The following is a 26,075-nucleotide window of genomic DNA, read 5'->3' as shown; positions in this document are numbered from 1 at the left end:
AGACTCAAGATCGGCTCGATCCGATACTTCTTAGCAAGTTTGCGAAGGCTCTGTTGGAACTCTAGCGAATCTCGATTGTGGATGGCTCAGGTTCCATAAAACATTTCACATTCGGGCAAGTAAAATCATCTTACCTTTCGGTTGAGCGGATATAGTTTCATTTGCATCGATCGCACTTTTTCGATTTCAATCCACATTGAACTTCATCATCGCTTCATCCAACGGTGAATTCTTTAAATCTATGACCCGATTAGGATAAAGAATCCCCGTTTTCCGTCAACGAACAAAGCTCGTCATTTGACGCACCTCAGTGGATACGTCACAATCGGACGTAGGTATCGAAACTCATCGGGTGCGTCGATTTCACGTTACGACTTTTGAACTAGCCCAACATCTACTCTTCATGCAATCAACGCTCAAGACTGGACAAGCAACACTCTGGGTTCTCCTTGTCGGCGTGAACCAATATCACGATCGACGATTTCCGACTCTGCAATACTCCACAATCGATACTCAACGGCTCTCGGATGCGTTTGCAGATGTGACGCAGGAGTTTCCGCAAAAATCGATTCAGGTTTATCACGATCAAGCAACTGAGCCGACTTTGGAAGCAGTGCGATCGGGGTTAGAAACGATCGTCAATCAGGCGAAACCAGAAGATACGGTTGTCTTCTATTTCTGTGGGCATGGGGGGCTTGATCCGCAGTTACGGCAAGCCGTGTTCTGTTTAGCAGATACGCAGAAAGACGCGATGCTGCGAACCGGATTGAGTGCGATTAAGCTGTTGGGAATGATGGGAAGTTGCGCGGCGAAACAGCAGATTTTGTGGATTGATGTCTGTCACGCCAATGGCATGACAGTGCAGAGCGAAACACCGGAATTGCTTGATAGTCCGGTTGAGCAGTTGATTCAGATGTTTCGACAACAAGCGGCACAAAATTCTAAATTTCAGGCGCTTCTATCGTGTGATATCAGACAGCAATCCTGGAAGTTTCCAGAGTTGGGACATGGAATTTTTAGCCATTTTTTGATTGAAGGACTGCGGGGAGCGGCGGCTAATCCGCAAGGGATTGTCACCGCTCCGGTGTTGGGAAATTATGTTCACGATCGAACACTGCAATATATCGATCGAACCAATCAACAGTTAGCGTGGCTGCATCGCGATACAGAAAATCGTTCCCCGAAACCGATTTTGCAAACACCCACGCGGATCGGTCAGTCACAAACTCAAATCGTTTTAGGGATTAAACCGCAAGATCCATTAGAGTTACTATTTCCGAATATCAAAGCGGAGAACATCGATCCACCGCTTGATCGCTCAGCATCGTTGGTGAAACCAGAAGTTGTGATCCCGCCTCCGATCGGGAAACCTTCATCGATCGAGCCTGCGATTCCTCTGATTCAAAAGATTGTTCCAGAACCGAGTGTTGCAAAAGCAGAAACGTTTATTTGTGAGAAGATCGAGCCAGCGATCCAAGAAAATGTAGCCCGATCGCCTGAGTTGCATGTTATCGAATCAGATTCTTCCACCGCTGAAGAATCTGTACCAGAGCTTTTCGATTTTTTAGCTCAAGAACCTACTTCACCTATTGAAGCATCCGAACAAGATAGCGTTTCTGAATTTATTGATTCAACAGTTCATAAAACTGCTTCTGAAATAGTCGAGCCTGTGCTTCCTCTAGATGAAGAAACGATTTCCGAAATTGAGATCCCTCCAATTCAGGAAACGGCTTCTGAAACAATCGAGCCTGTGGATTCCGTAGAGAAGATTTCTGAAATTCCTCCAGTTCAAGAAACGGCTTACGACTTAATCAAGCCTGCTCCTTTAGCTGAAAAAGCTCCTGAATCTAAAACTTCTTCAGTTCAAGAGAGTGTTACTCAGCCGATCGAACCTGAAACCCCTCCAAATCCGCAAGCGATCGCGAAACCTCTTCGGCGCAAACGCAACAATACCCAACGTCAAATCAAACGCCTAAAGACTGCAACTCAAAAGCAACTTCGGCAAACAGCAAAGACACTTTCAAAAGCCACTCAAGCGGCTGGAGAATTCGCCAGCAATCAACACGCCCACTCCAAACAAAGAGCGGCTGAGCTTCAAGACAACTTCTCAACTCGGCTCAATGAATTCAATCGATTCCTGCATCAAGCCAAGAATTCAGGGCAAGTCGTCTATCGCCAGCGCACCACTGAAGCGAGTCACATTGCCGCACAGACGATTCACAATGTCGATCGAACTTCTCGCAGTCTCACTCAATCCGCCCTTGAACACACTCAAAAGGCTGAAGCTCATCGGCTACTGACTACGAGCCTAAAAGTTCTTGGCGTGGTGGCGGTTGCTTTAACAGGCGTTGGATTGTATCAATGGCGAAATGAGCAAATTCAAGCCGTCCAGCAACTCTCAAGTGCTGCAACGACGCAGATTGAATCAGGTCAACCTGGAGCGTTTAACACAGCTTTGAAAGCTGGACGGAAACTGCAAGAAGTCGATCGACCTTGGACTTTTGTACCTCAGAGTTTGAGAATTAGTACGGCTGCGACCTTGCAACAAGCGATCGCATTTTCTGAAATGCCTACAACTCCCGTTGGTGTTTCGCTCTCGAATGCGAGTCTCAGTCCCGACCAAAAAACATTTGCAGTCTCAACCCGTGACAATACGATCCAACTCTGGCAGCGAGAAGGCGAGAAATTTCAGCAACTTGGAACAGGCTTTAAGGGACACCAAGGCGCAATTACTCAACTCGCATTTAGTCCAGATGGGAAGCGGCTGGCTTCTGCAAGTCGGGATAAAACAATCAAGCTTTGGGATGTTCAGAAAGGGATTTTGATTCAAACCTTATCTGATCATACGCAAGCAGTTACAGCATTGAGTTTTCGATCGGATGGAGAAGTTCTCGCTTCAGGAAGTGCGGATCAAACAATCAAACTCTGGAGTGTTAGCCAAGGGAAAGTTCTTGATACGTTCAAAGGACACACTGCGACTGCGAGTGTGATTCGGTTTAGTCCAGATGGGCGAATTTTGGCAGCGGGAATGCTCGATAACTCGATTCACCTCTGGTATCCCGATAGCCAAAAACCAGTATTGCTTGGAAGTCACGATCGACAATCTGAAAAACCTCAAGGTATTCTCGATCTTGCCTTTACCCCAGATGGAAAAACGATCGCATCTGCGGGATCAGATAACACAATCAAGCTTTGGACGGTTGGAAATGCGAACTCTGAACGTGAAGCAGTCCCAAATCAAACCCTGTCGGCACATGAGAACACAGTGACGAGTTTGAGCTTTAGTGCCGATGGGCAAATTCTGGCATCTGGGGGACGCGATCGCACCATCCGTCTCTGGAATATGCAGAATGGAACCTTCATTAAAACAATGCTCGGATCGCAAGACCCGATCGAGCATCTCGCTTTCGGTTCTAATAGCAAAGCTCTATTCAGTGTCGGAAATCGCTATGGACTGAGAACTTGGAATCTTGATTTAGACAGTTTGATCGAGTCCGCCTGTCGAGTCTCTAGCGAAACGCCGCCCGCAGAATGCCTCTAAGGGAGTGTTTGAAAAGCAATCGTTTATCGCATTCCCCCGCCCGGACATGAATCTCCGGGCTAATCGGGGGAAGCCCACTGAACTGGGCTAAGAACTCCGAATTGCGCTTCCAGTCCGCTTCAGCGGGGTTTCCTCCATTAGCCCGGAGATTGATCTCCGGGCGAACTCGCAACGCAGCCAAGCCGCTTTTTATACTTCTCAAACACTCTCTAAGGTAAACTTTCTGGCGGACTGACCGAATTTTTCAGAGCAGGAAGACTATCACCGGGAGTCGATCGAATTCGATTCAACTGACCCAACGCCCATTTTGCAGTCTCTTGCACATCTTTATCCGAATCATCCGTTGCTTTGTGCAGCAAATTGCTAATCTGCGAAACCATGTCATATACACGAGTCAAATCTCGAATCGCATTTTTTCGCACTTCGGCATTTTCATCCTGAAGCGAGACTGCCAATGCACGTGTCATCGGTTTTAGTGTCCGAGTTCCAATCTCAGAAAGTGCTGACAGAATTAAACTCCGCTGTTTGGAATCAGAATCGACGAGCAGATCAACTAAGGGTTGAACGGCACGAGTGTCACCCCGTTGTCCCAGTTCCCAGATGATTTTGCGACGTTTAACGGGATCGGGCGATCGTAAATCTTGAATTAATTCATCAACGATATTGACCTTCGCCAGCCGCGTCGTTTCTTCAAGTTTCGGCTGTGTCGCAGGTTTTGGCGAATCAACAACTTGTAACAAAGCTTCTAAGGTTTCTGCTTGCGCCAAGGTTTCTGTCTGCGTGTGTCCGTTGCGGGACGAAAAATCTGGTTTTGGAGCGGCTGAGCCATTCATACTCGGTAACTCGCTCAAGCTTGGAGGCTTTAGAGGAACGATCGGTTCAGGAGCAATGGGTTCCAAAACTTCTGGAGTCGATCGAGAACTGCGTTTCAAAATAAATACCGTCGCCGCTCCGATCACACTCGTTGCGCCAAGTCCGCCCAAAAATAGAGGCGATGCCCAAAACGGAGTTCTCGCTTGCTGCGCGGTCTGAGCCAACAAAACAGGGGGAAAGCGAACGGCTGAAACTGGGCGAGTCAAAACGCCGAGACAAGCCATACAAGTGACGATCAGGAGTTGAGAGCGAACCATAGCTGAATCCAGAAATGGGATACATCGCCATCCGACTCCTGAAACGGCTTATCGCTGAGAGTCGGAATCGGAGAGGGTCGTAATTTCACTGAGATTTGATTCGGCTTGCGGTAGCAATTGCCTATTCTCGGCTATGTTACCCTGAACTTCCTCGATCGACTCAGAAATCGATCCACTGAGTTTTTCCCCTAAGACATCTCGCTGATTAATCAGATAGATACTGAGTAGGGTCAATCCTACGCCAGTCCATTGAATCGGGCTGAGAACTTCAGATAAAAATAAGTTGCCGAATAACAAAGCAAATACGGGTGTTAAAAATGTCAGAGAACTCAAACTTGTAAGGCTTCCACTCGCGGCGAAGTAGAAAAAGAGACCGTAAGCGATCGCACTTCCAAAAATCGTTGAATAAGACAGCGATGCCCAATTTGCCGCCGTTAAATGATTCCATTGCTCGCTTTCTAATTGGCTCGACAATCCAAACAGCGGCAATCCACCGATAATCATGTGCCAACCTGTCGCAGCGATCGGATCAGCATATTGACAAACATAGCGGGAAATAATCGTTCCAACTGCCATCGACAACGCCGCCAACAGCATCAACCACTGTCCGTTATCGAACAAACCTACAACGAGATCGGTAAAAGAGTCGAGATCAATGAAAGCCGCTCCAAGCTGTGATCCCGCTGAGAGAATTAATTCTTCTGGCAATCCAAGCAAACTAATTCCGCCAACCCCGATCGCTAATCCCAACCAGCCCCAAACCCCAATCTTTTCTCCAAACAAAACAAGAGCCATCAACGCCACGGCTAACGGTTGCGAATCGATCATCACCGACCCCAATCCGGCATCCGTTCTGACCAATCCTTGTGCGAGAAAGCCCTGAAACATTGCGCCATCCACCAGCGCGAATAAACTAATCCAGAGCCACGCTGCCCATCCTTTCGGCTGCGATCGCTTCATCCACATCGCTGCCAGCAGCACCAAAATTCCCGCAGGGAGCAAGCGAACTCCTGCCATAAAAAACGGAGTCGTATTTGGAATCACGCCTTTCATGGCGACCATCGCGGTTCCCCAGAGAAAAAATGGAGCAATCAAGAGTACAGGAGATCGATTCTGCATGAATTGAGGTTTGGGAATGGGGTTCTTCTCATCTTAAGGAATTTATGTAGAACTGTTAAGCAGATCTATCGGATGGATTTAGAGTGGAAACGTTAAAATCGGTTTAACTTGTGATGATTAAAGCGATATGGTGCGATTGTTAAAGCGTGGGTTGCGAAAGCAGATTGCTCGGATTGAAGTCAAAGGCGCGATCGCGGGCGCAACTCGAAAACGAGTCTTGGAAAATCTCAAAACCGTCGAAGAGCGAGAATTTCCGGCATTGTTGCTGAGAATTGATAGCCCTGGTGGAACAGTGGGCGACTCACAGGAAATTTACGAAGCTCTGAAGCGATTGGGGCAAAAGATTAAAATTATTGCAAGTTACGGCAATATTTCTGCCTCTGGTGGCGTTTATATCGGCATGGGAGCGCAGCATATTGTGGCGAACCCTGGAACGATTACTGGAAGTATTGGCGTGATTCTGCGCGGTAATAATATTGAACGCTTGCTGGAAAAGGTTGGCGTTTCGTTTAAAGTGATCAAATCGGGTCCTTACAAGGATATTTTGTCGTTCGATCGAGAACTGACCGAACCTGAGGAAAAGATCCTTCAAGAATTGATCGATGTTAGCTATTCACAATTCGTGAGAACGGTGGCTGAATCGCGGAGTTTGCCAGAAGAAACGGTGCGAACGTTTGCGGATGGACGGATTTTTACTGGGCAACAAGCGATCGACTTAGGCGTGGTCGATCGATTAGGAACCGAGGAAGATGCCCGACGTTGGGCGTGTGAATTGGTCAACCTCGATCCAGAGAAGACCAAGACGTATAATTTCGAGGAAAAGAAATCGCTGGTAAATCGGTTTACCTCGAACGGAGCCTTACGGCGCAGCGAAGCTGTTCGTTTAGATGGTTTAATCGGAGCTTTACCGCCTCTAGTGGTCGGTATGGACTGGCTAGAGTTCGAGCTTGAAACCTGTGGGTTGCCTCTATGGTTGTACCGCCCGTAAATGTAGGAAATAAAGCATTTCTCCGGATTCAAGGCTTCTCCATTCGTTGATAAGCTAGGTACGGACTAGCAAGATTAGGAGGACTGAAACGTGCATTGGCGAGTACGAGCAATTCGGGGAGCGACCACCGCTTCAGATAATACGATCGAGGCAATTCGCGAAGCGGTGACGGAGTTATTGGACGAGTTAGAGGCTTATAACGAGCTTGACCCGGATGAGATCGTCAGTGCTACGTTTACGGTGACAAAGGATTTGGATGCGATTTTTCCAGCCGCGATCGCACGAGAACGATCGCATTGGGCGAATGTGCCGTTGATTGATGTTCAGCAGATGCACGTTGAAGGCAGTTTAGAGCGATGTATTCGGTTTTTGATTCATTTCAATACGCCTGATCCAGATGTGAAAGTGCATCATCCGTATTTGAGACACGCGAAAAACCTGCGCCCGGATTGGTCATTGAGCACGATCGCAGCTTCGCAAAATTAATTGAACTTTCACGCTTCGTTCTAAGCGGCTAATGCCCCCTAAGTCCCCCAAATTTGGGGGACTTTGAGCAAGAAGAGATTCTAGAAATTTTGAACCTCTTTAAACCTTCAAAGTCTCCCAAAATGAGGGATTTAGGGGGCAAACTTTAGAGCATTCTAAGAGGATATTTGAAAAGTATAGGAAGGCTCTTCGCTGCGATTGCGTTCCGCCCGTGATTGGAAATCACGGTCTATCGGAGAAAGTCCACTGAAGGGGACTGAAAGCCAGCAGTCATCTACTCTTCAGTCTGTTTCAACAGACTTTGTTCCGATAGCCCCGAATTCCATTCGAGGGGCGATTCAGGCGATCAAAGATGACTTTTCAAACATCCTCTAAAACACTCACCAAATTCGCTACGCATTCGTCTTAAAATCAGCACTGCGTTCCGCAAAGTACTTATTCAGGAACGTGCTTGCCAGCGACAGAATAAACGGTGCAACCAGGAATGAAACTAATCCATGCGCTTGGAAGCCAGGAACTAATGCAGCCGCTAACGTGAAACAAATTCCGTTAATGACGATCGAGAACAATCCCAAAGTCAGCAAATTAATCGGCAACGTCAACAGCGATAGAAGCGGTTTTACAAATGTATTCACCGCGCCGATTACAACACCCGCAATAATCGCCACGGCAAAGCTTTGAATACTTACACCAGGTAAAACAATATCAACGACCAGCAAGCTTAAAGCTGTAACCAAAATCGTTAGTGCATATCCCATATCTTTTGCCTCGAATTAATAACATTTTTTCTAATTGTGATTGTGACTTAGCGATCGAGCTTCCATCCTCTCCATCTGGGCAGATATTTCAAAGCCCCAAATCTCTTGTGGAAACTTGGGGCTTTGAGTTATTCAATACTTTCAGAAATCTCTTCCAGCGGTTTCGGTTTGGGATGAATCCGAATCCCTAAAAAGATGTCGTAAACAAATCCAAGAAAGTCCTCTTTCAAAAGTCCGATCGATTGAGGTGATCCTTTCTCATCTAAAATCGGTTTCGCTGCGTAATAGGCTGCCTGATATTTGTACCAAGGCACAGCGGGCCAAAGATGATGAACCAAGTGATAGTTCTGTCCCAGAATCAGACAGTTTAGAATTCGACTCGGATAAACTCTGGCATTCTTCCAGCGATCGCGTTCCTTAAACGGACGATGCGGCAAGTAATCGAAGAATAATCCCAAAACTAAACCGACGATCGCCAATGGCACAAACCAAAAATTGAACACATAGCCCAAGAAATGAAACTTGACCGCCACAACGATCACCGCAGCCAGCGACAATCGCGCTAGAAACCACTCAAACAGTTCATTCTTCCGCCACAATTTACGCTGGAAGAAGAAGAACTCGTGATACATAAATCGAGCATTAATGATCCAGAGCGGTCCAAATGTAGAAACAACATGATCTGGATCGTTCTCTGGATCATTCACATTGCCGTGATGCTGAATATGCACCCGCGTGAACACCGGATAAGAAAAGCACAACAGAAACGCGCTTCCATGTCCGAGAAAGGCATTCATCACTTTATCTCGGTGGGCGACTCCATGACAGGCATCATGAATCACCGTCCCGACCAGATGAAGTGCCACTGTATTTAGGCAAAAACACACCCAATCTACCCATCCCCAACACCAGTAACCGAATGTAGTGAGCAGTGCGATCGCAATTGCAATCAGAAATATGAGCAATGTTGGATTAAAATCTCCGGGCGCTCCCACCAACTCTCTAGGGATCGTCAGGGGCTTTACTGCCGCCTCCGACATCACATCGTCTCTCCTTGCGAATACTTTGCGTAGTATAGAGCTTTCAGTATTCCTTTACAAAGCGCAATCGTCCATCTCATTTTGGTTAGACTTCGATCGTTTCGCCCAAAGTCGTTACTCGATCGCCCTTAACTAATTTGCGTCCTCGTCGCGTTTCTACCGTTCCATTGACGCGCACTTCCCCGGATTGAATCAGCATTTTTGCCTGTCCTCCGGTCTGCGTCAAGCCTTGAAGCTTCAAAAACTGGTCTAATTTAATCGTGTCTTCCTGCATAGATTTCGCAATGATCGTCTGATTCGATCGTAGCTGAAAAAAAGCGCAGAGCCTTGAAAAGACCCTACGCACCGGAGAATATCAAACTTGATTAATAGCGATCGACGCTTCCTGCAAACACTGGCTCAACTCGCAGGCTAACGACTCGTGCCGGACGGACGACCATGTATTCGCCTTGCACATTTTTAATCGGGACACTGATGAAATCTTCTGAAGCGGCTTTTGGCATCAGTTCACCGCTGTACCATTTTTGAAAGTCTTGAATTGTTGGGAATCGCACTTCTTCGCGATGTCCGCCTTCCATCATGATATGGACTGAAAATTCGGTGGGCGTTCTAGGCATCTGAGTTGACCAAACAGGACAGGTTCAGTATGGGCAAAGAGGTGCAAGAAGTATCAGGAGGAGGTAGGAAGTGGGAAAGTAGGGAGTGGGGGGTGAGTTTCTTATTCCGCTGATGCTGTCGAAAAAATTGACCAATCTCAACGTTGTTTTCTATCTCCCCACTCCCTACTCCCCACCGCTATCACAGTTTCGATTTCACAAAGGTCGCTAATCGATCGATGCCTTTCTCGATCGTTGCCATATCCGTGGCGTAAGACATCCGGATATGATCATCCGCATCAAACGCAATTCCTGGAATCGCCGCGACTTTCTGTTCGGTCAATAAGCCATCACAGAACTCTAAAGAACCTTTCCCAAGCTTGCTGATATCGACCATGAGATAAAACGCGCCATCAGGCTTTTCACAGCTTAATCCTGGAATTGCACTAACTAAATCAAAAATCGCTTGTCGTCGTTCTGCGAATGCTTGTCGCATCAGTTCGACCGATTCATTCGATCGTGGATCTTCATAAGCCGCGATCGCGCCATATTGAGCAAATGTGCAAACATTCGAGGTGCTATGTCCCTGAATTTTACTTGCAGCTTTGATCAAATCCACATTGCCCGCTAAATATCCCACACGCCATCCGGTCATCGAATAGGCTTTGGCAAATCCATGACTGATGATTGTACGATCGAATACTTCTGGACTTGCCGCCGCAATACTTAAATGCTCTGCACCGTCGTACAGTAAGCGCTCGTAAATTTCATCAGAAACGACATAGATTTGCTTTTCGGCGATCACTTCTGCGATCGCGCGAATCTCATCCGGTGTGTAAACCATTCCCGTCGGATTCGAGGGGGAATTGAGAATAAACAGCTTTGTCTTTTCTGTGATCGCTTGTCTCAGTTGGTCGGGTGTAATTTTGAACTGTGTTTCTGCGGTGGCTTTCACAACGATCGGTGTTCCACCTGCAAGTTTCACCATTTCGGGATAGCTCACCCAATAAGGAGCCGGAATAATCACCTCGTCGCCCGGATCGATCATTGCCATCATCAAGTTATAGAGCGAATGTTTGCCGCCATTCGTCACGATGATATTTTCCGGTTGATAAGTAAGATGATTCTCGCGATGAAGTTTCGATGCGATCGCTTCTCGCAATAAGGGTTCTCCAGCAGCAGGACCGTAGCGAGTTTTACCTTGCTTGAGCGCGTCCGAGGCAGCTTGCTTAATATGCTCTGGCGTATCAAAATCAGGTTCACCTGCGCTAAAGCTACAGATATCAATGCCTTCTCGTTTCATTGCTTTTGCTTTTGCATCGATTGCAAGGGTGAGAGAAGGCGTAACCTGACTTACTCGTGCTGCCAGTTTCATGTCAATGTTCAGAATGCGAAGGTTAAATCGGGAACCACGAAAGTACCCTGATCAGGATTTAGATTCTATCGTGATCCCCGGAAATTAAACCCTAAGATTTCAGGTATCTTTTATGCGATCGTAATCTCTGGAGATAGATAAACATCTTGGATCGCATTAAACAGTTTGACTCCCTCATCAAACGGTCGCTGGAAGGTCTTCCGTCCCGAAATTAGTCCGGTTCCTCCTGCACGTTTGTTGACCACAGCCGTCCGAATTGCTTCCGCAAAATCGTTCTTACCGGATGCGCCACCGGAGTTAATCAATCCTGCCCGTCCTGCATAGCAGTTCAGAACTTGGTAGCGAGTGAGATCGATCGGGTGATCAGTCGTCAAATCGCTGTACATCTTTGGATCAGTTTTTCCATAACTCTTTCCGGTTGCTTTCGCGACTGCGGCATATCCATTATTGATTTCAGGCAGTTTTTGCTTGATGATATCCGCTTCGATCGTGACTCCCAAATGATTCGCCTGTCCGGTCAAGTCGGCTGCCAAATGATAGTCTTTGTCTTGCTTGAAGGCATCATTTCGCAAATAGCACCAAAGAATCGTTGCCATTCCATACTCATGTGCGAGTGCAAACGCTTGACTGACTTCCTGAATTTGGCGAGTTGAACTCTCAGAACCAAAATAAATCGTCGCGCCCACTGCAACGGCTCCAAGGTTCCAAGCTTGTTCGATCGAGGCAAACATCACCTGATCATATTGATTCGGAACGGTAAGCAGTTCATTGTGATTGATTTTGACGATAAACGGAATTTTGTGAGCATATTTGCGCGAAACACTGCCCAAAACACCGAGCGTGGTTGCGACTGCATTACAGCCCGCTTCGATCGCTAATTTGATAATGTTTTCGCTATCAAAATAAATCGGATTCGGAGCAAACGAAGCACCCGCCGAGTGTTCAATCCCCTGATCCACAGGCAAGATCGAAATGTAACCCGTATTCGCCAAACGTCCGAATGAATAGAGTTGGCGCAAACTCCGCAGCACTTGGGGAGAGCGATCGCTTTGCAGAAAAATACGATCGAGAAAGTCCGGTCCCGGCAAGTGCAGTAAATCCTTAGAAACTTTCGCCTTGAAGGTCAGCAAATCTTCGCCTTCATCACCTAACCAAGATGTGACTGACTGAGGCGCAGAGAGTGTAGCGGTCATCGCAGTTTCCTCAATACTGTTCTCATTCAATCTAACGTTTTGGTTAAAAATGGCTTATGTCCATAAGAGTATTTTTATGAAAATCCAGAAAGCTTGGGCAACGATCGCGGCAGTCGAGTTTGATCGATCGGTGAATTTTTATCGTCATTTATTCCAACAAGAGCCGCAAATTTTCGCACCTGAGAAATACGCAGAGTTTGAAACGACTGGACTCCGACTAGGAATTTATCGCCCGACCGTGGAAGAGTCGCCCGAAAAAGCGCCGATTACATTATTTCCAGCGGTGAGTTTATGCGTTCAGATTGAAGATTTAGATAAAGCGATAGCGCATCTCGAATCCGAAGCGCATATTGGAGAAATTCGATCGGTTTCACATGGACGAGAGGCATACGCCTACGATCCAGACGGCAATCGCATTATTTTGTATGAGCCACGTTGAATTAGAACGTGCATTTGCTCGATCGAGAGATACGTTTTTAATTTCGGCATCTCCATTTGTTGTTTTGAAACCTCTAATTTACGTTTTGGCATCTCCACTTTCTATTTTTGGAAGTGCATTTGTGATTTCGAGAGGTGTCTTTTCGATTTCGGCATCTCCACTTTCTATTTTTGGAAGTGCATTTGTGATTTCGAGAGGTGTCTTTTCGATTTCGCCTCCGTATGTGAAGACAAATCTATCTGAATTACACGAAAGCTTTAAATTCAGAACCGCATAAATAAATAGAAATACGAATCTCATTGGAAAGAGATTGAAACTAGCTTAGAGAAGAAATAAATTACTCAGATGGTGATCTTCATGGCATTAAAAACTCGTGGGTCTTCTGCTGTCGATAAAGCTCAACGTCGCTTGGCTTTGCTTAAATCGATCGATGAAAATCTAGATCTCGGATACGGACTCACGGTTAGTACCTACGCTGGGCTAACAGAACAAGCACGCCTTTCTCTGGAAACCTACAATACGCTGCTCTCGAAAGTTGATGAAGCGCGGACGAAACTCGAACAAACCGAGAAAGCGCTTTCCGAAATGTCGGAACGAATGTTGAGCGGTGTCGCGACCAAATACGGCAAATCCAGCATCGAATACTCGAAAGCGGGTGGGTCGAATCGGAAGCGATCGAAGGTGGCGGCGCAACCTGTACCCGAAGTGTTACCTCCACTGACGGTTGAGAAGAATGGTAAGACGCTGTTGGTAAATTAGCGATCGATTAAAGTGCGATCGGCTTTAGGGCATGGGGGAATCCTGTGTCCTTTTTTATTGTGGAAACGATCGAGCAGGTGAATTTGTTAGGAGTTTTTGCTTCGTTTGAGGCACTCCCCCGATCGCTCTGACCTCAATACCATTCCAGCACCCAAATCACTCCCCCATCCTCACCCTGCAATCCTACGGAAATCGAAACCCATCTTTATAAAGTTACTTCAAAGCCTCAAGTGTCCATACTGAACCCATCTGTTCCTTGACTTCCTCAGCACATGACTGACCCTAGAATTGGACAACTGCTTTCAAATCGCTACCAACTCGCCGAATTGATCGGGCGTGGTGCAATGGGACAAGTGTACAAAGCAGAAGACATTCTCTTAGGCGGCGTAGTCGTTGCGGTGAAGTTCCTGTCCCAGACCTTGCTGACTCGAAAAATGCGCGATCGCTTCCGCAGTGAAGCCCGGACTTGCGCCCTCCTTAGCACCAAAAGTATGCACATTGTCCGCGTCATGGACTATGGCGTAGATGACCAAGAAGTGCCCTACTACGTAATGGAATACTTAGAGGGCAATAGTTTGAGCGAGGTGATTAGCGCTCAAAATCTTCCGTTACCTCGATTTCTCAACTTAGCGCGGCAGCTTTGCAGCGGAATTCAATGCGCCCATCACGGAATTACGATCGATGGCACGCTCTATCCGATCATTCACCGCGACATCAAACCGAGCAATATTCTAGTCACGCAAGATTCAGGCTACGGAGAGTTAGTCAAGATTCTCGACTTCGGGATTTCCAAACTGCTGCAATCGGATGGAAGCCAGACGAGTTCCTACATGGGAACGCTCGCTTATTCGTCTCCAGAACAAATGGAAGGACGGGAACTCGATTCTCGATCGGACATTTACAGTTTAGGCATTATGTTCTTCGAGATGCTAACTGGAAAAATGCCTTTGCAAGCAGATACACACTCTTTTGGTAGCTGGTATAAAACTCATCATTTCCAGCCACCTCACAGCATTTCAGAACTCAATCCAAACGCAAAAGTGCCCAAGGTTTTAGAAACCTTGGTGATGAGTTGTCTGGAAAAAATGCCACAAGATCGTCCGCAAACGATCGATGAAATTCTCAAGGCGTTAGAACCTTTAGAACAGCGTTACAATGCCACTCGCCAGATTAGTCATCGCATTGGAGAAGCGCTTCTTAGAAGACCTGTCGTAACGCCGCCTCGAAAAGAAGATGATCTTTCTCCAGATGAAGCGTGTCAGTTAACGACTTGGCCCAGAGACAAACCGATCGCGCAAATTGTCTTCCCCCACATTCTCGAAACCAAGCGAGAAACTTCAGCCACAATCTGGGTCATGCTGCCGCAACAAGAAATTGAAAATATTCAGATTGGCAAGCTGTACAACCAGTTTTTCAAAACGTTTTTGTGTAGCCAATCGCCGCATCCCGTCATTATGTGGGTGACAGCACTCTACAATCAGTTGCAGCACAAGGACGGCAATCCCCGCTGGCTCAAGTGTTTTCTCGATTTAAAGACGGATCAAGGTCAAAAGCTGACGCGATTATTGATCGATAAACAGAGTTACTACATTCTGTTTTTTGCGATCGAAGATCCCCATCATTGCGCTTATGTCATGCCACTTCAGCTTTCATCGATGCAGCGATCGCAACTTCTCGAATGGATGTTAGCCAGTCAAACTTGGGCATCAATGGGCAAAGCTGCCATCAGTAAGGATCTGCTCAAAGCTGAGTTCGAGAAAATCAAGCCCAAGGTGATCGAGGATCTAATTCGCACTCCATCAATCAAAGCTTTGACCTAGAAATGTAAATTGAATCACTCCGAACGTTTGCTTGGCGAATAGAATTCGCACCTACACAGACAAAACCCGCCGTTGCGGGTTAAGAAACTGGCTGTTAGTCCGCGTTCGGCGGACTTCGTTTGTCTAGCCGCGAATTCTATTCGCTAGGGCAAAAGTTCGGGTTTATTTAATCCAAACCCCTAACTCACAAGCTCTTTCAATCGCTGCACAAAAGCAGGTTTATCAAAGATCGCAAGGCTTTCTCGACGCAACCACGCACCCTTACAGCGTTGGTCTTCACCCTTGAGCATTTCGACACATGCGATCGCGACTTTATCCGGGTCACGATGCGGCACTTGCCAGCCAAATCGCCCATCTTGCAGCGGATCAGCCGATCCATCTGCATCTCCCGACAGTACCGGAACTCCACAAGCCATTGCTTCTAGATAGACAATGCCAAATCCTTCTTGAGACGGCATCACATACGCATCCGCTAGACAGTAATGTTTCGGCAGTTCTTCAGTCGCAACAAATCCAGCAAAGACGACTCGATCGCTAATTCCCAAGTCTTCTGCAAGTCCCGCAAGTCGGGGCTGATCATCTCCCCGCCCAATCACCAAATACTTTACGTCTGGAAAGACTTTCAGAATTTGCGGCAAAGCCCGAATCGTGACATCAACGCCCTTATAAGGATCACCCGACCACAATCGCGCCACGGTCATTAAAACCTTACAATTCTCAAGCTCATATCTCTGCAAGAGTTCTGGATCTTTCGCTTGGGGTTGAAAGACTGTTCCATCCACCGCACAAAAAAGAAAATCAACTTTATCCCGTGCAATTCCATTCGCTTCACAAGCTCGATCGCGGGAATACCGACTAATTGCCCAGATCCGATCGGCATTCTGCACTGCTTTCTGTTTCCGACCCGGTAAGGGCTCCCAAACTTCTTTCCCATAGGTCAAAACCGTATAAGGAATTCCCAACGGCTTACAGAGCATTTCGACTAACGGAGCCAGCAGAATATGACCGCAAAAGACTCGCTCTGGGCGATGGGTGAGGAGATGAGTGAAAAGCTCGATCGCTAATTTGATCCGTCCCAGCATTGGCGATCGAGCTTTACAGTAGTGAAACCGAAATCGCTCCGAAACGAATGGATTCTGAACCGTTGCATCATCCCGCAATAGAAACACATCCGCAGTGCTATCTAATTGCGAATAAGCTTGCAAAATATCTTTAACGTAAGACTGGATTCCGCCTTCACACGAGAAGACTTGGATAAAAACAAAAACGTGATTAGTTTGGGGCATAAACAGGAAAAAGGGCGAACCGCAGTTCGCCCAGAAGAGCATCAGATTACCCTCTCTTTAAATGCCCAAATGACAGGCTCGATCGCACAATTAATCGCTCGGTCGAACGCGCTTCAGCATTTCCACGAGAATAATATGAGCTTCTTTGGCATCTTTCAACGTTCGATCGAAGTTCACGCGCACCGGAACCGTTTCTGCATTCACCTGTGCCAATAGATCCATGCCTTTTTCATCGATCGATTTCATCTCAGCAGCGGTTGCATCCTTCACTTTGCCAAAATGCTGCACGTAGACCAGCACTGAATCACTGTGGTCTTTATTCATGTGACTACAAATGCGATCGCTCACCGCAGGCGAAAAGGCTTCACTGACGGATTCAGACATAATTCTCTCCCATGCACTGATCCCGATGATATCGCAATCCAATCTGCTAAATTCAGTGTTAGACCATCGAATTCAAAAAATCTAAGCAAGGGTACTTAAGCATGACCGAAACAGCAGAAAAACTGAAGATTGAGCTTTCTCAGCTTTCCACTAAAGAACGTGCGGAACTTGCTTCTTTTCTGATTCACTCTCTTGATGAGGAAGTCGATGAGGATGTAGAAAGTACTTGGGACGCGGAGCTAATCCGAAGAATGCAAGATATTCAGAACGGAACGGCTTCCAGTCAACCTGCTGAACAGGTCTTCACTCAATTGAGAGAGAAGTACTCGTGAAGCCTGTTATTCTTCATAGCGAAGCGATCGCAGAATTAGACAGCGCTATTTCCTACTACGAAAATCAACAAGTTGGACTAGGACTGGATTTCTTGGTCGAGGTAGAACAAGCGATCGACAAAATTCAGCAAAACCCGAAGATAGCGGCAGCTTACAAAGATATAGGATTGCGACGGTACAGAATGCAACGCTTTCCTTTCCTCATTTTCTATGCAGAGTTTGAGGAATACATTTGGGTTGTTGCGATCGCTCATGCCAAGCGTAGACCGGATTATTGGAGAAGACGACAGCCAGAATAACGCTTTGAAATTAGCCCGAAACTAATGCTTTGAATCGATTATTGAAATTAAACCGATCCAACAACATCAGTTCGAGCAAGCCAACAAGATGATGAAACGCGATCGAACCTCCCCCCTTTGACAGATGAACCTGTCGATCGCGATCTGGTTTGGTCTTGAATGTAGTTTTGTCCTAGCAACCGATGCAGCGAAAAACAGTCTGGTGTGTAGGAGTCTTACTAACCTGTGCAACCTTTTTCAGCCCCCAACCCAGTTTTTCAAAGCCGATCGCTCAACCTGTCCGAGCCTCAGAGCCAACCAAACAACCGTTGAGATTAGAGATTCGACTGAGGCAACGACGAGTCACCCTATATCAAGGCGATCGTAAAGTCAAAAGTTATCCGATCGCAGTCGGAAAACCGGGCTGGGAAACCCCAACGGGCAACTTCACCATCAAACAAAAAATTCGCGACCCCGAATGGATTCATCCGCTCAACGGCTCCAAAATTCCAGGCGGCGATCCTGAAAATCCACTCGGACGACACTGGATCGGATTCTGGACAGATGGCAAAAACTGGATCGGATTTCATGGCACTCCAAACCCCGAATCCGTTGGCACTGCCGCATCCCACGGCTGTATTCGCATGTACAACCGCGATGTAGAAGAACTATTCGGCAAAGTCAGCCTAGGGACAGAAGTAATTGTGAAAAATTAACTCTCCTAGGAAATTTCGCCTACAAACAAATCGAACCACAGGGGGAGCCTTTTCGGGATCAACACTCCCTAAACTGCAACCTGTGGTCGTGAGTCCAAATCGGATTCTCGCTTCCGCCTATTCGGTGGTTTCTATCAGAAAACCGGACTTGTCAATATTCAACAAGGGAGAGACCGATGAACGGAAAGATTAGAAAATTCGCAGGTACGATCGTTGTTACCAGCTTTGGATCGTTGCTCTCGTTGCCTGCAATGGCACAATCTCCGCTAAATCCGAACCCAAGCATTTTTAGTGAAGCTCCTTATAGCCGCACTCTCGCGCAGGCGACTCCAGATGCTTCGATGCCAATGAGTCCTTCGGTGAGCAATACGCCCCGAAGTTCGACTCCCTCATTGGCAGGAGTCAACCCCAATCCAAGTATTTTTAACGAAGCTCCGTACAATCGGGCATCCTCGGTTTCATCTGACTCCTCGCTGACGACTCCTAGTGCTGCTACTCCCAGCGATTCAACGACCTCTCAGACTCCATCGACGATCACGCCGCAGACTACGCCCACGACTCCAAGTACTATTCAAAGTCCGAGCCAAACTACACCTGAGACCAGTAGCCCCAGTTCACCCACAACTACTCCCAGCCCTTCTGGTGATGTCGTTGTACCAACTGAGCCTTCTGGAACCACTCAGACGACACCGAGCACCATTCCAACTTCGCCGACTGAAACGACACCGAGCACCATTCCAACTTCGCCAACTGAAACGACTCCGAGCACAACGACTCCGGACACCTCAGTTCCCTCGAACACCACTCCAGATACGTCAGTTCCCTCTACAACTCCAGAGCAAAATACCACTCCGTCCACGACGACACCAGACTCTACCGTTCCCTCGACAACCACTCCATCGAATACTGATGATAGTGGGACATCAGGCGGAACCTCTGGCGGCGTTCGTGCCCTGTGGTAAATGTGGTAAAGTGACGTGATTCAGAAGGGGGATGTTCAACGCATCCCCCTTTATTTATGTAATTTATGTAAGATGAGTCGCCCATTGCTGAATGATTTCAGGGGAGCCATACCAGCGACCTAGCGATCGAGGAGAATGCCCCACCCCTTCATAGATTAGATTCTCCGCGCCTTCGAGGTGAGCCGCCTCGATTGGGGTAATGCCATCTCCCCATACATCGCCGCGTCCACCCGTTAATTGATAGCTGCTATACGCTAACCATTGACCGAATCGACGCGCTCCGAAAATTGACCTTCCCGCTACACAGACGTATTTAACCTGTGGATAAAACGCGCCGGGATAAGTGAAATTCACAAAGTTCAAATTCTTCAGTGTCCAACGCTCGTAGCTCGTTTGTGGAGTTCCGAGAGTGCAGAGCGTGGAAACGAATTGATGAGCTTGCCAAACGTAAGTTCGATCGCTCACCATGCCATGCACGTCGTAAGCTTTCTCACCTAAATAAATTCGTGCGATCCATCCGCCTGCCGAATGTCCAACGAGATTGATCTTTTCAGAATTGTAAGTCTGACGCACTTCTTGAACGGTTCGATCGAGCGCTTCCAAAATCGGCAAGACTGATCGCCCTCCCAAGGTCGGTAGCCAGTCTCGTTTGACTAAAGGCACGGTTACTGCCGGGATTCCAAAGTCAATTAGAGTTTGCTGCATTTCGCGATAGTCGATCGCACTCGCAAGATACCCCGGCAAAATTACAGTTGGCAATGCCATAACTCGAAGAAAACAAACGCTTCAGCTAGGATCTTAAAGCATTTGTTGGATTTGCTTATGTCTCTTGCTCCTTGGAGATCGATTCTCGCTCGTGCCCTTCACCGTAATCGATCGCTCCCCCACGCTCGATATGTTCAACTCGCGACCGTTCGCCCAGATGGAAAACCTGCGAATCGCACGATCGTGTTTCGAGGCTTTCTGGAAGACACGAATCAGCTAAAGTTTGTCACCGACGATCGCAGCGAGAAGCCAAAACAAATCGCATACTGTCCTTGGGCAGAGGTTTGCTGGTACTTTCCCAATACTCGTGAACAGTTTCGGTTTGCTGGAAAATTGAGTTTAATCGATCGCGCTAATCCAGATGAGAAGCTCCAAAAAGCACGTCAACAAATTTGGCAAGAACTCTCAGACAGTGCCAGAATCCAATTCGCTTGGGCACATCCAGGACAGTCTCGCGCAGAAGCCGAAACCTTTTCTCCTCCTGCGCCAAGCCAAACTGAGCCGCTTGAGCAGTTTTGTCTGCTCCTCCTTGAACCAACCGAAGTAGATCATTTGGAGTTGCGAGGCGACCCTCAGAATCGATATCAGTACCATCTCAAGGAGACAGGCTGGATCGTTGAAGAGATAAATCCTTAAGGAGCTGCTGGAGCCGCTGCGCCTGGAGCACCCGGAGCCGCTGCGCCTGGAGCACCCGGAGCCGCTGCCCCTGGAGGGGGTGGCGTTACAGTCCCTTGGAAATCAAACTCCATCTGACGCATCACACTACTAACCACACTGAAAGTCTGACGAGTACCGATCGGGAAATTTGTGCCATCCGGTTCAACCACGTACAGTCCTGGCGCTAAAGCAAGTCGGAACTCGCCCCCTTCACCGACAAAGAGACGAATCACACGATCGCGGGCAGCGGTCGAGATCTTAATCATTCCAGTGTATGGACGGGGCGCACAAGCCGCAGCGGGAGCCGTGATCGAACAGATGGGAGTGAGCGTGATTCTGCCCGTAACACCGCTGAGACCACCTGAAGGTCCTGGCATGGTTCGTAGATCAGGAGTGGCAGGTAAGGGCGGCAGGGTTTGAGGTCGATCGCCTGGCATCGGAACAGGTTCGATTGGGATTCGGCGAGTCGGACGGCGAATCACAGGGGATCTAGGGATGGGGGGAGTGAGCACCGAGGGTCTGACCGGAACTCCTGGCATTGTAGGAAATAGCGGATCTGCGGGAATATCAGGGGTGATCGGAGGGGGTGGAGCCGCAGGAATTGGCTCGATCGGGGGGGGAGGAACTTGAGCGATCACTCGACTCGCCAGCGGACTGAGTGCACCAGCTAGAACAACTCCAGACACTCCTAAAACGATCGCACGTGATTTGGTTAAGCCAAACATTGCACTTTTCCTACCTGGGACATGGATTAATTTTTAGCACAGAGCGATCGCTGAATTGTTCGATTTCCCCGTTTCTTGATGAAAGCTTCAAAAGCAGTTCAAACCCTTAAATCTGCTGAATAATTCCATCGCCTTCGATTCGCAGTTTGCGCCCTCTCCAGTAAGCATTTCGACCAACTCCACCCATTGCCCAAATTACTAAACTCAAGGCATCTCGAAATGGCAATGCCCATACCCAACGCAATAGATCTAGACTCTTCATATTGAATATCGCAGTCAAAGCCTGGGTATAACGAATCACATAGACTACGGATGAAAGCGCGATCGCCCAAGTTGAAAAATTAGAAATTAATAGCAACGGGAGACAAAATGCAGTTCCGTAGCAAAAAATCATTGTGTAGTAAATATTACCTTTATTAAATCGAATGGTTCTCGACCAGCGCAACTCACGCTGGAATAAGTCATTGAGACTTTCTTTCCCGGTATCGGATTCGAGAACAAGCTGCGAGAGTTCTACTTTGTAGCCCGCCTTTGCTGCTCGCTTTCCCAGATTATGATCAGAGCCAATTCGATTCAGTTGCAGCCCACCAAAATCCATCAAAGTCGTTTTACGAACCGCGATCGTCACTCCAATAGCAAACTGTAATCCTCGATCGATGGCTCGTGCAATTAAAGCACCAGGAATAAAATCGCAACAGCGTCCTAAAGATGCGATCGCAGAGGGGAAAAATTGCGGATTATGCCCGATATACGCACAAGTCACAACATCCACTCGATCAAGCGGTGCGGTGACGGTTTGAATATAATCAGGCTGAACTCGAATATCACTATCAACAAAGATTAAAGTTTCGTACTTTGTTCTCTCTAACAAATAGCTCAGCGTACTATCTTTGTGGTTAATTCCACGAGGCGGAAGCCCAACACACACCTGTACCAAATCGGGAAACTGCACCTGTAATTGATGCAGCACTGGAATCGCTGGATCGTTCGAGTCAACGACCCCAAAGAGAACTTCATACGTGGAATAGGTCTGAGTGCATAGGGAAGTCCAGTTGTCGATCGCGCCCTCATCCAGTCCACAAATCGGAACCAAGATTGAGACAGGCTCTTGGTGTAACGCAGGACTAGGCGGAGGTTCTGAAAAGAACTGAACAGTAAACCAAGTACAAGCGAGATAAAACGCAATTGACCCCAAAATCAGGATCACCAACACCATTTCAACCCAAAACATTCTAATTCAACCTAGCGATCGCGAATACTGATCAAAGTTTTTCAGACCTGACTGTGATCTGCTTCTATCTAGGACATAATATTCCGCGATCGGAGTTCCAAAAAAAATACCTCTTCTAATAAGTAAGAAGAGGTATCTGCAATTGAGCAAAATTACTAATCTTTTTTCTTGCCCTTCTTCTTCGCTCTGCGGCGCTGCATCAAAGCAGCAAATCCAATCGCCGCACTTGATCCCATAATTGTCATTGGCTCAGGGATGACTTCGGTTGGAGGCGCACCACCACCGCCACCACCGCCGTCGTCATCACCCCCTGCGATCGCGAAGCTTAATCCTGCTAAACCAGTCACAATTCCTAAAGGTAGCAGGAATCCACCGCCCGGACTGCCAGCAACTGCACCGGGTGGAATCTGACCTACAGGCGTTCCTGGCGAAATCGGCGAGACCACGGGCGGCGGCTCACCCTGTCCAACTGGGCAAGCAGTATCCCGCAGGCGCACAATAAAGTCATCAAAGTCGCGGTCTTGGGCTGGACGATCGCGCACGATTCTCGATCCGGTATCATCCCATCCAAGCTGCATTCCTCCGGTTTGGCACAAGGCATTGATATTGCCTGTAAATCGGACATGCTGCTCCGCATTTGGATTTAAGCGATCGGTCGAATACAAAATACCTGTAGGTCTACCGTTAAACGAAGACTCTAGATAGAACACATAGTCATTGTTGGGACGGAAGGTATATTTTGCAGTCGGTTGGGGAACCGCGTTTCCGGGCGTTCCAGGAAAATCCTGCGGTGTACCGACATCATCGATCTTGGTAGAGGGACGGAAAATAGAGTCTGGGTTATCCGACGGCTTGGTTTCGACCAGGAGCGGGACTTTCTCCTTCGTGGTCAAGTTGATTACACCAAACGTCGATTGGTACGCACCATGAGATTCAACGAACTCGGATTCGAGCGTCGCGTCTCGGTTGACTCGGATGCCTTCATTGCCGATCGACAAATCCGCAGCCCGCGCTGGAATCGCCAAACTGCTAGTCAACCATCCGAGTGAAAGCGTGAATGCGATCGTTGAGAGACGATACTTACGCTGTGATTGTTTCAGGTTCTCCATAGGGGTACAGCGGAACTGAGGCTGTCTCCCCACACACTTCCTTGAAGTAGGACTTTCTTCTGGCACCATCTAAAGCTGACTCTGCGAAAGGACTATAAATAACGCCCTGGCGCTCACTGCTGTAAGCTTACTTCGCCAAGGGGAGCTATGAGGAGCGCGACTTTACTTTCCGCTCAGCGTAAAATTTCTATGCAAAAACAGCATCGATCCTACGGGAGATCAAAACGCTGGCGGGAATTATGTCGCTCGAACTATTTGAGTCAACTCTGAGTAGCTAATTAGAACCAATGCGCTGAACCTATAGGTCATTTGACCCATGTGCATTGTCACCGCGAGAAGCGCGATCGCACTTTCACAGCTTTCTCATTCTACAAACGACGCAAATTCTTGCAAGACTCAGAGGGTACAAAAATTGCGAGAGGTCTACGACTGCTGGCTGCGACACCTACTTCAAAGCGACTTCGCGCCTTGATTTTCTAGATCTTTGCTGCGCGGCTTTGTCCTGCACTTTACGTATTCCACATTTGTGAAGTTCTAGTTAATGACTAAGTTAATTTTCCTGAAGGGCAATCACATCTGTCCAACGATAGGGATTAGCGCTTAATGTCTAGGTTTCCTCACCCGCATGATAGGAACTGCGAACCAAAGGAGCCGATCGTACATGAGAAAATCCAAGCGCTTTGGCGATCGTGCCTAATTGCTCGAATTCATCGGGATGCCAATATTTCTGAACGGGTAGATGTTCGAGCGAAGGGCGCATGTATTGACCGAGCGTCACGCGATCGCACTCGACTGCTCTCAAATCTTTCAGCGTTTCGATCACTTCTTCTTCTGTCTCGCCATGTCCCAACATCAAACCCGATTTGGTTGGAATAGTCGGATCGAGTTCTTTCACGATTTGGAGCACTCGGAGGGTTCGATCGTATTTCGCACCTCGTCGCACTGGAGCCTGTAACCGTTGGACTGTTTCGATATTGTGGTTATAACAAGCAGGTTTCTCAGATACGATCGTTGCGATTCGCTGCTGTTGTAATTCTTCGGGTGACACTCCATCTTGCCGTCCGCCCCAAAAATCCGGAGTCAGTAGCTCGATTTGAGTCTCAGGATTCAGTGCCCGAATCTTCCGCATCGTTTCCACGAACCATCCCGCGCCCTGATCTGCCAAATCGTCCCGCGCCACTGAAGTTAAAACGACATATTTCAATCCAAGAAGCTGTACCGATTCAGCGACTTTTTGCGGCTCATCCACGTCGAGCGGCATCGGAGCATGACCTTTATCAACCTGACAGAAGGCACACGATCGCGTACAAGTTGGACCCATGAGCAAAAAGGTCGCAGTCTTTTGGGCGTAACATTCTCCGCGATTTGGGCAGCGTCCTTCCTCGCAAATTGTGTGAATCTGCCGCTGTTTGATGATTTGTTGAACCGTGGAAATCTTACTGGCATTCCCGATCGAGCGACGCAACCAATCGGGCATTGATTGAACTAGAGCGCGACGGTCAGAAATTGCAGATCGATGGGTTTGGGAAGACATAAATCAGGGAATGCTAAGGGTCAGTTCGATGAAGATTGTCGCAAGCCGGAAGCAGAAAGTATGAAGTTTCTTGAGCCAAACCCATTATAAAGCGGAGAAACTGACTGGAGTGGAGCGCCACTGTTGTCCGTATTTTGCTCATATCGAGTAATATTTATCACGGCTCGGCGCGACAATCCGTTGTCATGTTGAATGATTCGGTCAGGAGTACAGTATTTCTGTCGCATCGTTTTCCGGCGAGTCCTACCCGATTCAGTTGCGATTTTCCAGATCACCCTAGAGGAGTTCAGTTGTGGCAAGTCACAAAGTCATAGTTATCGATGATAGCGCCGTGATTCGGAACATGGTGCGGGATATGCTACCGAAAGGTAATTTTGAAGTGTTAGAGGCGAAGGATGGTCTGCAAGGAATCAATTTGATTCGGCAGGAACGTCCGACGCTGATTATGCTGGATTTCTTGCTGCCCCGGATGAGCGGCTGGGAAGTGTATCAGCAAATTCAAGGCAGTGCTGAACTGCAAACGATTCCGTTAGTGCTAATGTCTGGGCGCAAGGAAGAAGTCGCAGAAAAGCTACAAGAGCCGTTTGAATATTTTGAATTTGTGCAAAAGCCGTTTGATCAGAAGGGCTTGATCGAGGCGATCAAGGCGGCGATGGGTAAGGCGAAACGTCGTCCAGCGATGGTCGCGCCTTCAACTCCTGCTGCGGGTGGTTCAGCGGATGCGGCTGAGATCGAAGCGCTGAATCAGAAGATTGCGAAAATGCAGGCTGAAATTGATGGTCTGAAGAAACAAATGGGTCAGTTATTGACGTTTGTGAAGCAAAAAATGAAGTAGAAACGGATTGTGGTGAT

General features: G+C 47.8%; 28 protein-coding genes. 13 read left to right on the top strand and 15 right to left on the bottom strand.

The window, feature by feature from the left end; translation table 11 throughout:
• The first annotated feature begins 310 nt into the window (after positions 1-310).
• Positions 311-3,541 carry a hypothetical protein gene (locus tag ACQ4M5_RS30465; protein WP_430679560.1) on the top strand — a complete coding sequence of 1,077 codons (3,231 nt, stop codon included), beginning with the start codon at positions 311-313 and terminating at the stop codon, positions 3,539-3,541.
• A 209-nt stretch (positions 3,542-3,750) separates the two neighbouring features.
• On the opposite strand, the gene ACQ4M5_RS30460 is transcribed toward ACQ4M5_RS30465, so the two are convergent.
• Both ACQ4M5_RS30460 and ACQ4M5_RS30455 read right to left on the bottom strand, forming a co-directional pair.
• Positions 3,751-4,671, bottom strand: coding sequence for a HEAT repeat domain-containing protein (locus ACQ4M5_RS30460; protein ID WP_430679559.1), 921 nt, complete (start codon positions 4,669-4,671; stop codon positions 3,751-3,753).
• 48 nt (positions 4,672-4,719) lie between these two features.
• Entirely contained in the window at positions 4,720-5,790 is a 1,071-nt protein-coding gene (locus ACQ4M5_RS30455) for a DMT family transporter (RefSeq protein WP_430679558.1), read from the bottom strand.
• Between the two features lie 127 nt (positions 5,791-5,917).
• Here ACQ4M5_RS30455 and sppA point away from each other — a divergent pair, with 127 nt between their 5' ends.
• Together sppA and aroH are read left to right on the top strand one after the other, a co-directional pair.
• Positions 5,918-6,778 carry a signal peptide peptidase SppA gene (gene sppA, locus ACQ4M5_RS30450; protein ID WP_430679557.1) on the top strand — a complete coding sequence of 287 codons (861 nt, stop codon included), beginning with the start codon at positions 5,918-5,920 and terminating at the stop codon, positions 6,776-6,778.
• A 90-nt stretch (positions 6,779-6,868) separates the two neighbouring features.
• A complete protein-coding gene (aroH, locus tag ACQ4M5_RS30445; protein ID WP_430679556.1) occupies positions 6,869-7,264 on the top strand; it encodes a chorismate mutase in 396 nt (131 codons plus the stop codon).
• Positions 7,265-7,656: 392 nt separating this feature from the next.
• On the opposite strand, the gene ACQ4M5_RS30440 is transcribed toward aroH, so the two are convergent.
• From ACQ4M5_RS30440 to ACQ4M5_RS30415, 6 genes are all read right to left on the bottom strand, one after another.
• Positions 7,657-8,022: a phage holin family protein gene (locus ACQ4M5_RS30440; RefSeq protein ID WP_430679555.1), complete on the bottom strand. Its 366-nt coding sequence runs from the start codon at positions 8,020-8,022 to the stop codon at positions 7,657-7,659.
• A gap of 128 nt (positions 8,023-8,150) precedes the next feature.
• Positions 8,151-9,062, bottom strand: a complete 912-nt coding sequence (crtR, locus tag ACQ4M5_RS30435; RefSeq protein WP_430679554.1) for a beta-carotene hydroxylase — start codon at positions 9,060-9,062, stop codon at positions 8,151-8,153.
• 85 nt (positions 9,063-9,147) lie between these two features.
• The gene (locus tag ACQ4M5_RS30430; RefSeq protein WP_430679553.1) at positions 9,148-9,336 is read right to left on the bottom strand and encodes an RNA-binding S4 domain-containing protein; all 189 of its coding nucleotides are present in this window, start codon (positions 9,334-9,336) and stop codon (positions 9,148-9,150) included.
• A 91-nt stretch (positions 9,337-9,427) separates the two neighbouring features.
• The gene (locus ACQ4M5_RS30425) at positions 9,428-9,679 is read right to left on the bottom strand and encodes a hypothetical protein (protein WP_430679552.1); all 252 of its coding nucleotides are present in this window, start codon (positions 9,677-9,679) and stop codon (positions 9,428-9,430) included.
• 181 nt (positions 9,680-9,860) lie between these two features.
• Entirely contained in the window at positions 9,861-11,033 is a 1,173-nt protein-coding gene (locus tag ACQ4M5_RS30420; protein WP_430679551.1) for a pyridoxal phosphate-dependent aminotransferase, read from the bottom strand.
• A 110-nt stretch (positions 11,034-11,143) separates the two neighbouring features.
• Positions 11,144-12,226: a class I fructose-bisphosphate aldolase gene (locus ACQ4M5_RS30415; protein ID WP_430679550.1), complete on the bottom strand. Its 1,083-nt coding sequence runs from the start codon at positions 12,224-12,226 to the stop codon at positions 11,144-11,146.
• 76 nt (positions 12,227-12,302) lie between these two features.
• Here ACQ4M5_RS30415 and ACQ4M5_RS30410 point away from each other — a divergent pair, with 76 nt between their 5' ends.
• From ACQ4M5_RS30410 to ACQ4M5_RS30395, 4 genes are all read left to right on the top strand, one after another.
• Entirely contained in the window at positions 12,303-12,665 is a 363-nt protein-coding gene (locus ACQ4M5_RS30410; RefSeq protein WP_430679549.1) for a VOC family protein, read from the top strand.
• Entirely contained in the window at positions 12,652-12,942 is a 291-nt protein-coding gene (locus ACQ4M5_RS30405; RefSeq protein WP_430679548.1) for a hypothetical protein, read from the top strand. The genes ACQ4M5_RS30410 and ACQ4M5_RS30405 overlap by 14 nt, the downstream gene beginning before the upstream one ends.
• Positions 12,943-13,022: 80 nt before the next feature.
• Positions 13,023-13,424, top strand: coding sequence for a hypothetical protein (locus ACQ4M5_RS30400; RefSeq protein ID WP_430679547.1), 402 nt, complete (start codon positions 13,023-13,025; stop codon positions 13,422-13,424).
• 272 nt (positions 13,425-13,696) lie between these two features.
• Positions 13,697-15,244: a serine/threonine protein kinase gene (locus ACQ4M5_RS30395; protein WP_430679546.1), complete on the top strand. Its 1,548-nt coding sequence runs from the start codon at positions 13,697-13,699 to the stop codon at positions 15,242-15,244.
• A 179-nt stretch (positions 15,245-15,423) separates the two neighbouring features.
• Here the strand turns inward: ACQ4M5_RS30395 and ACQ4M5_RS30390 are convergent, their stop codons facing one another.
• Entirely contained in the window at positions 15,424-16,530 is a 1,107-nt protein-coding gene (locus ACQ4M5_RS30390) for a glycosyltransferase (protein ID WP_430679545.1), read from the bottom strand.
• Between the two features lie 90 nt (positions 16,531-16,620).
• Entirely contained in the window at positions 16,621-16,914 is a 294-nt protein-coding gene (locus tag ACQ4M5_RS30385; RefSeq protein WP_430679544.1) for a DUF2470 domain-containing protein, read from the bottom strand.
• A 101-nt stretch (positions 16,915-17,015) separates the two neighbouring features.
• Here ACQ4M5_RS30385 and ACQ4M5_RS30380 point away from each other — a divergent pair, with 101 nt between their 5' ends.
• The 4 genes from ACQ4M5_RS30380 to ACQ4M5_RS30365 all read left to right on the top strand — a co-directional run bounded on the left by ACQ4M5_RS30380 (position 17,016) and on the right by ACQ4M5_RS30365 (position 19,202).
• A complete protein-coding gene (locus ACQ4M5_RS30380; protein WP_430679543.1) occupies positions 17,016-17,246 on the top strand; it encodes an addiction module protein in 231 nt (76 codons plus the stop codon).
• The gene (locus ACQ4M5_RS30375; protein ID WP_430679542.1) at positions 17,243-17,545 is read left to right on the top strand and encodes a type II toxin-antitoxin system RelE/ParE family toxin; all 303 of its coding nucleotides are present in this window, start codon (positions 17,243-17,245) and stop codon (positions 17,543-17,545) included. The genes ACQ4M5_RS30380 and ACQ4M5_RS30375 overlap by 4 nt, the downstream gene beginning before the upstream one ends.
• A gap of 182 nt (positions 17,546-17,727) precedes the next feature.
• Positions 17,728-18,240 carry a L,D-transpeptidase gene (locus ACQ4M5_RS30370; protein ID WP_430679541.1) on the top strand — a complete coding sequence of 171 codons (513 nt, stop codon included), beginning with the start codon at positions 17,728-17,730 and terminating at the stop codon, positions 18,238-18,240.
• Positions 18,241-18,416: 176 nt separating this feature from the next.
• Positions 18,417-19,202 carry a hypothetical protein gene (locus ACQ4M5_RS30365; protein WP_430679540.1) on the top strand — a complete coding sequence of 262 codons (786 nt, stop codon included), beginning with the start codon at positions 18,417-18,419 and terminating at the stop codon, positions 19,200-19,202.
• Between the two features lie 63 nt (positions 19,203-19,265).
• On the opposite strand, the gene ACQ4M5_RS30360 is transcribed toward ACQ4M5_RS30365, so the two are convergent.
• Positions 19,266-19,967, bottom strand: coding sequence for an esterase/lipase family protein (locus tag ACQ4M5_RS30360; protein WP_430679539.1), 702 nt, complete (start codon positions 19,965-19,967; stop codon positions 19,266-19,268).
• Positions 19,968-20,024: 57 nt separating this feature from the next.
• Between ACQ4M5_RS30360 and ACQ4M5_RS30355 the strand changes: the two genes are divergently transcribed.
• Positions 20,025-20,603, top strand: a complete 579-nt coding sequence (locus ACQ4M5_RS30355) for an Npun_F5749 family FMN-dependent PPOX-type flavoprotein (RefSeq protein ID WP_430679538.1) — start codon at positions 20,025-20,027, stop codon at positions 20,601-20,603.
• On the opposite strand, the gene ACQ4M5_RS30350 is transcribed toward ACQ4M5_RS30355, so the two are convergent.
• The 4 genes from ACQ4M5_RS30350 to lipA all read right to left on the bottom strand — a co-directional run bounded on the left by ACQ4M5_RS30350 (position 20,600) and on the right by lipA (position 25,223).
• Positions 20,600-21,349, bottom strand: a complete 750-nt coding sequence (locus tag ACQ4M5_RS30350; protein ID WP_430679537.1) for a hypothetical protein — start codon at positions 21,347-21,349, stop codon at positions 20,600-20,602. The two genes, ACQ4M5_RS30355 and ACQ4M5_RS30350, sit on opposite strands and share 4 nt — an antisense overlap.
• 106 nt (positions 21,350-21,455) lie before the next feature.
• Positions 21,456-22,580 carry a glycosyltransferase gene (locus ACQ4M5_RS30345; RefSeq protein WP_430679536.1) on the bottom strand — a complete coding sequence of 375 codons (1,125 nt, stop codon included), beginning with the start codon at positions 22,578-22,580 and terminating at the stop codon, positions 21,456-21,458.
• A 155-nt stretch (positions 22,581-22,735) separates the two neighbouring features.
• Positions 22,736-23,689: a PEP-CTERM sorting domain-containing protein gene (locus ACQ4M5_RS30340; protein ID WP_430679535.1), complete on the bottom strand. Its 954-nt coding sequence runs from the start codon at positions 23,687-23,689 to the stop codon at positions 22,736-22,738.
• Positions 23,690-24,296: 607 nt separating this feature from the next.
• On the bottom strand, positions 24,297-25,223 hold the full coding sequence (gene lipA / locus ACQ4M5_RS30335) for a lipoyl synthase (protein WP_430679534.1): 927 nt from the start codon (positions 25,221-25,223) through the stop codon (positions 24,297-24,299).
• Between the two features lie 292 nt (positions 25,224-25,515).
• Here lipA and ACQ4M5_RS30330 point away from each other — a divergent pair, with 292 nt between their 5' ends.
• Complete coding sequence (locus ACQ4M5_RS30330; protein WP_430679533.1) at positions 25,516-26,058, top strand: response regulator; 543 nt, start codon at positions 25,516-25,518, stop codon at positions 26,056-26,058.
• Positions 26,059-26,075: the final 17 nt, after the last annotated feature.

Origin of the sequence: Leptolyngbya sp. AN10 (assembly GCF_050565645.1) — a bacterium.
Classification (GTDB): Bacteria; Cyanobacteriota; Cyanobacteriia; order Leptolyngbyales; family Leptolyngbyaceae; genus Leptolyngbya.
The sequence above is the reverse complement of the archived record's forward strand: the minus strand, read 5'-3'. Positions and strand labels throughout refer to the sequence as shown.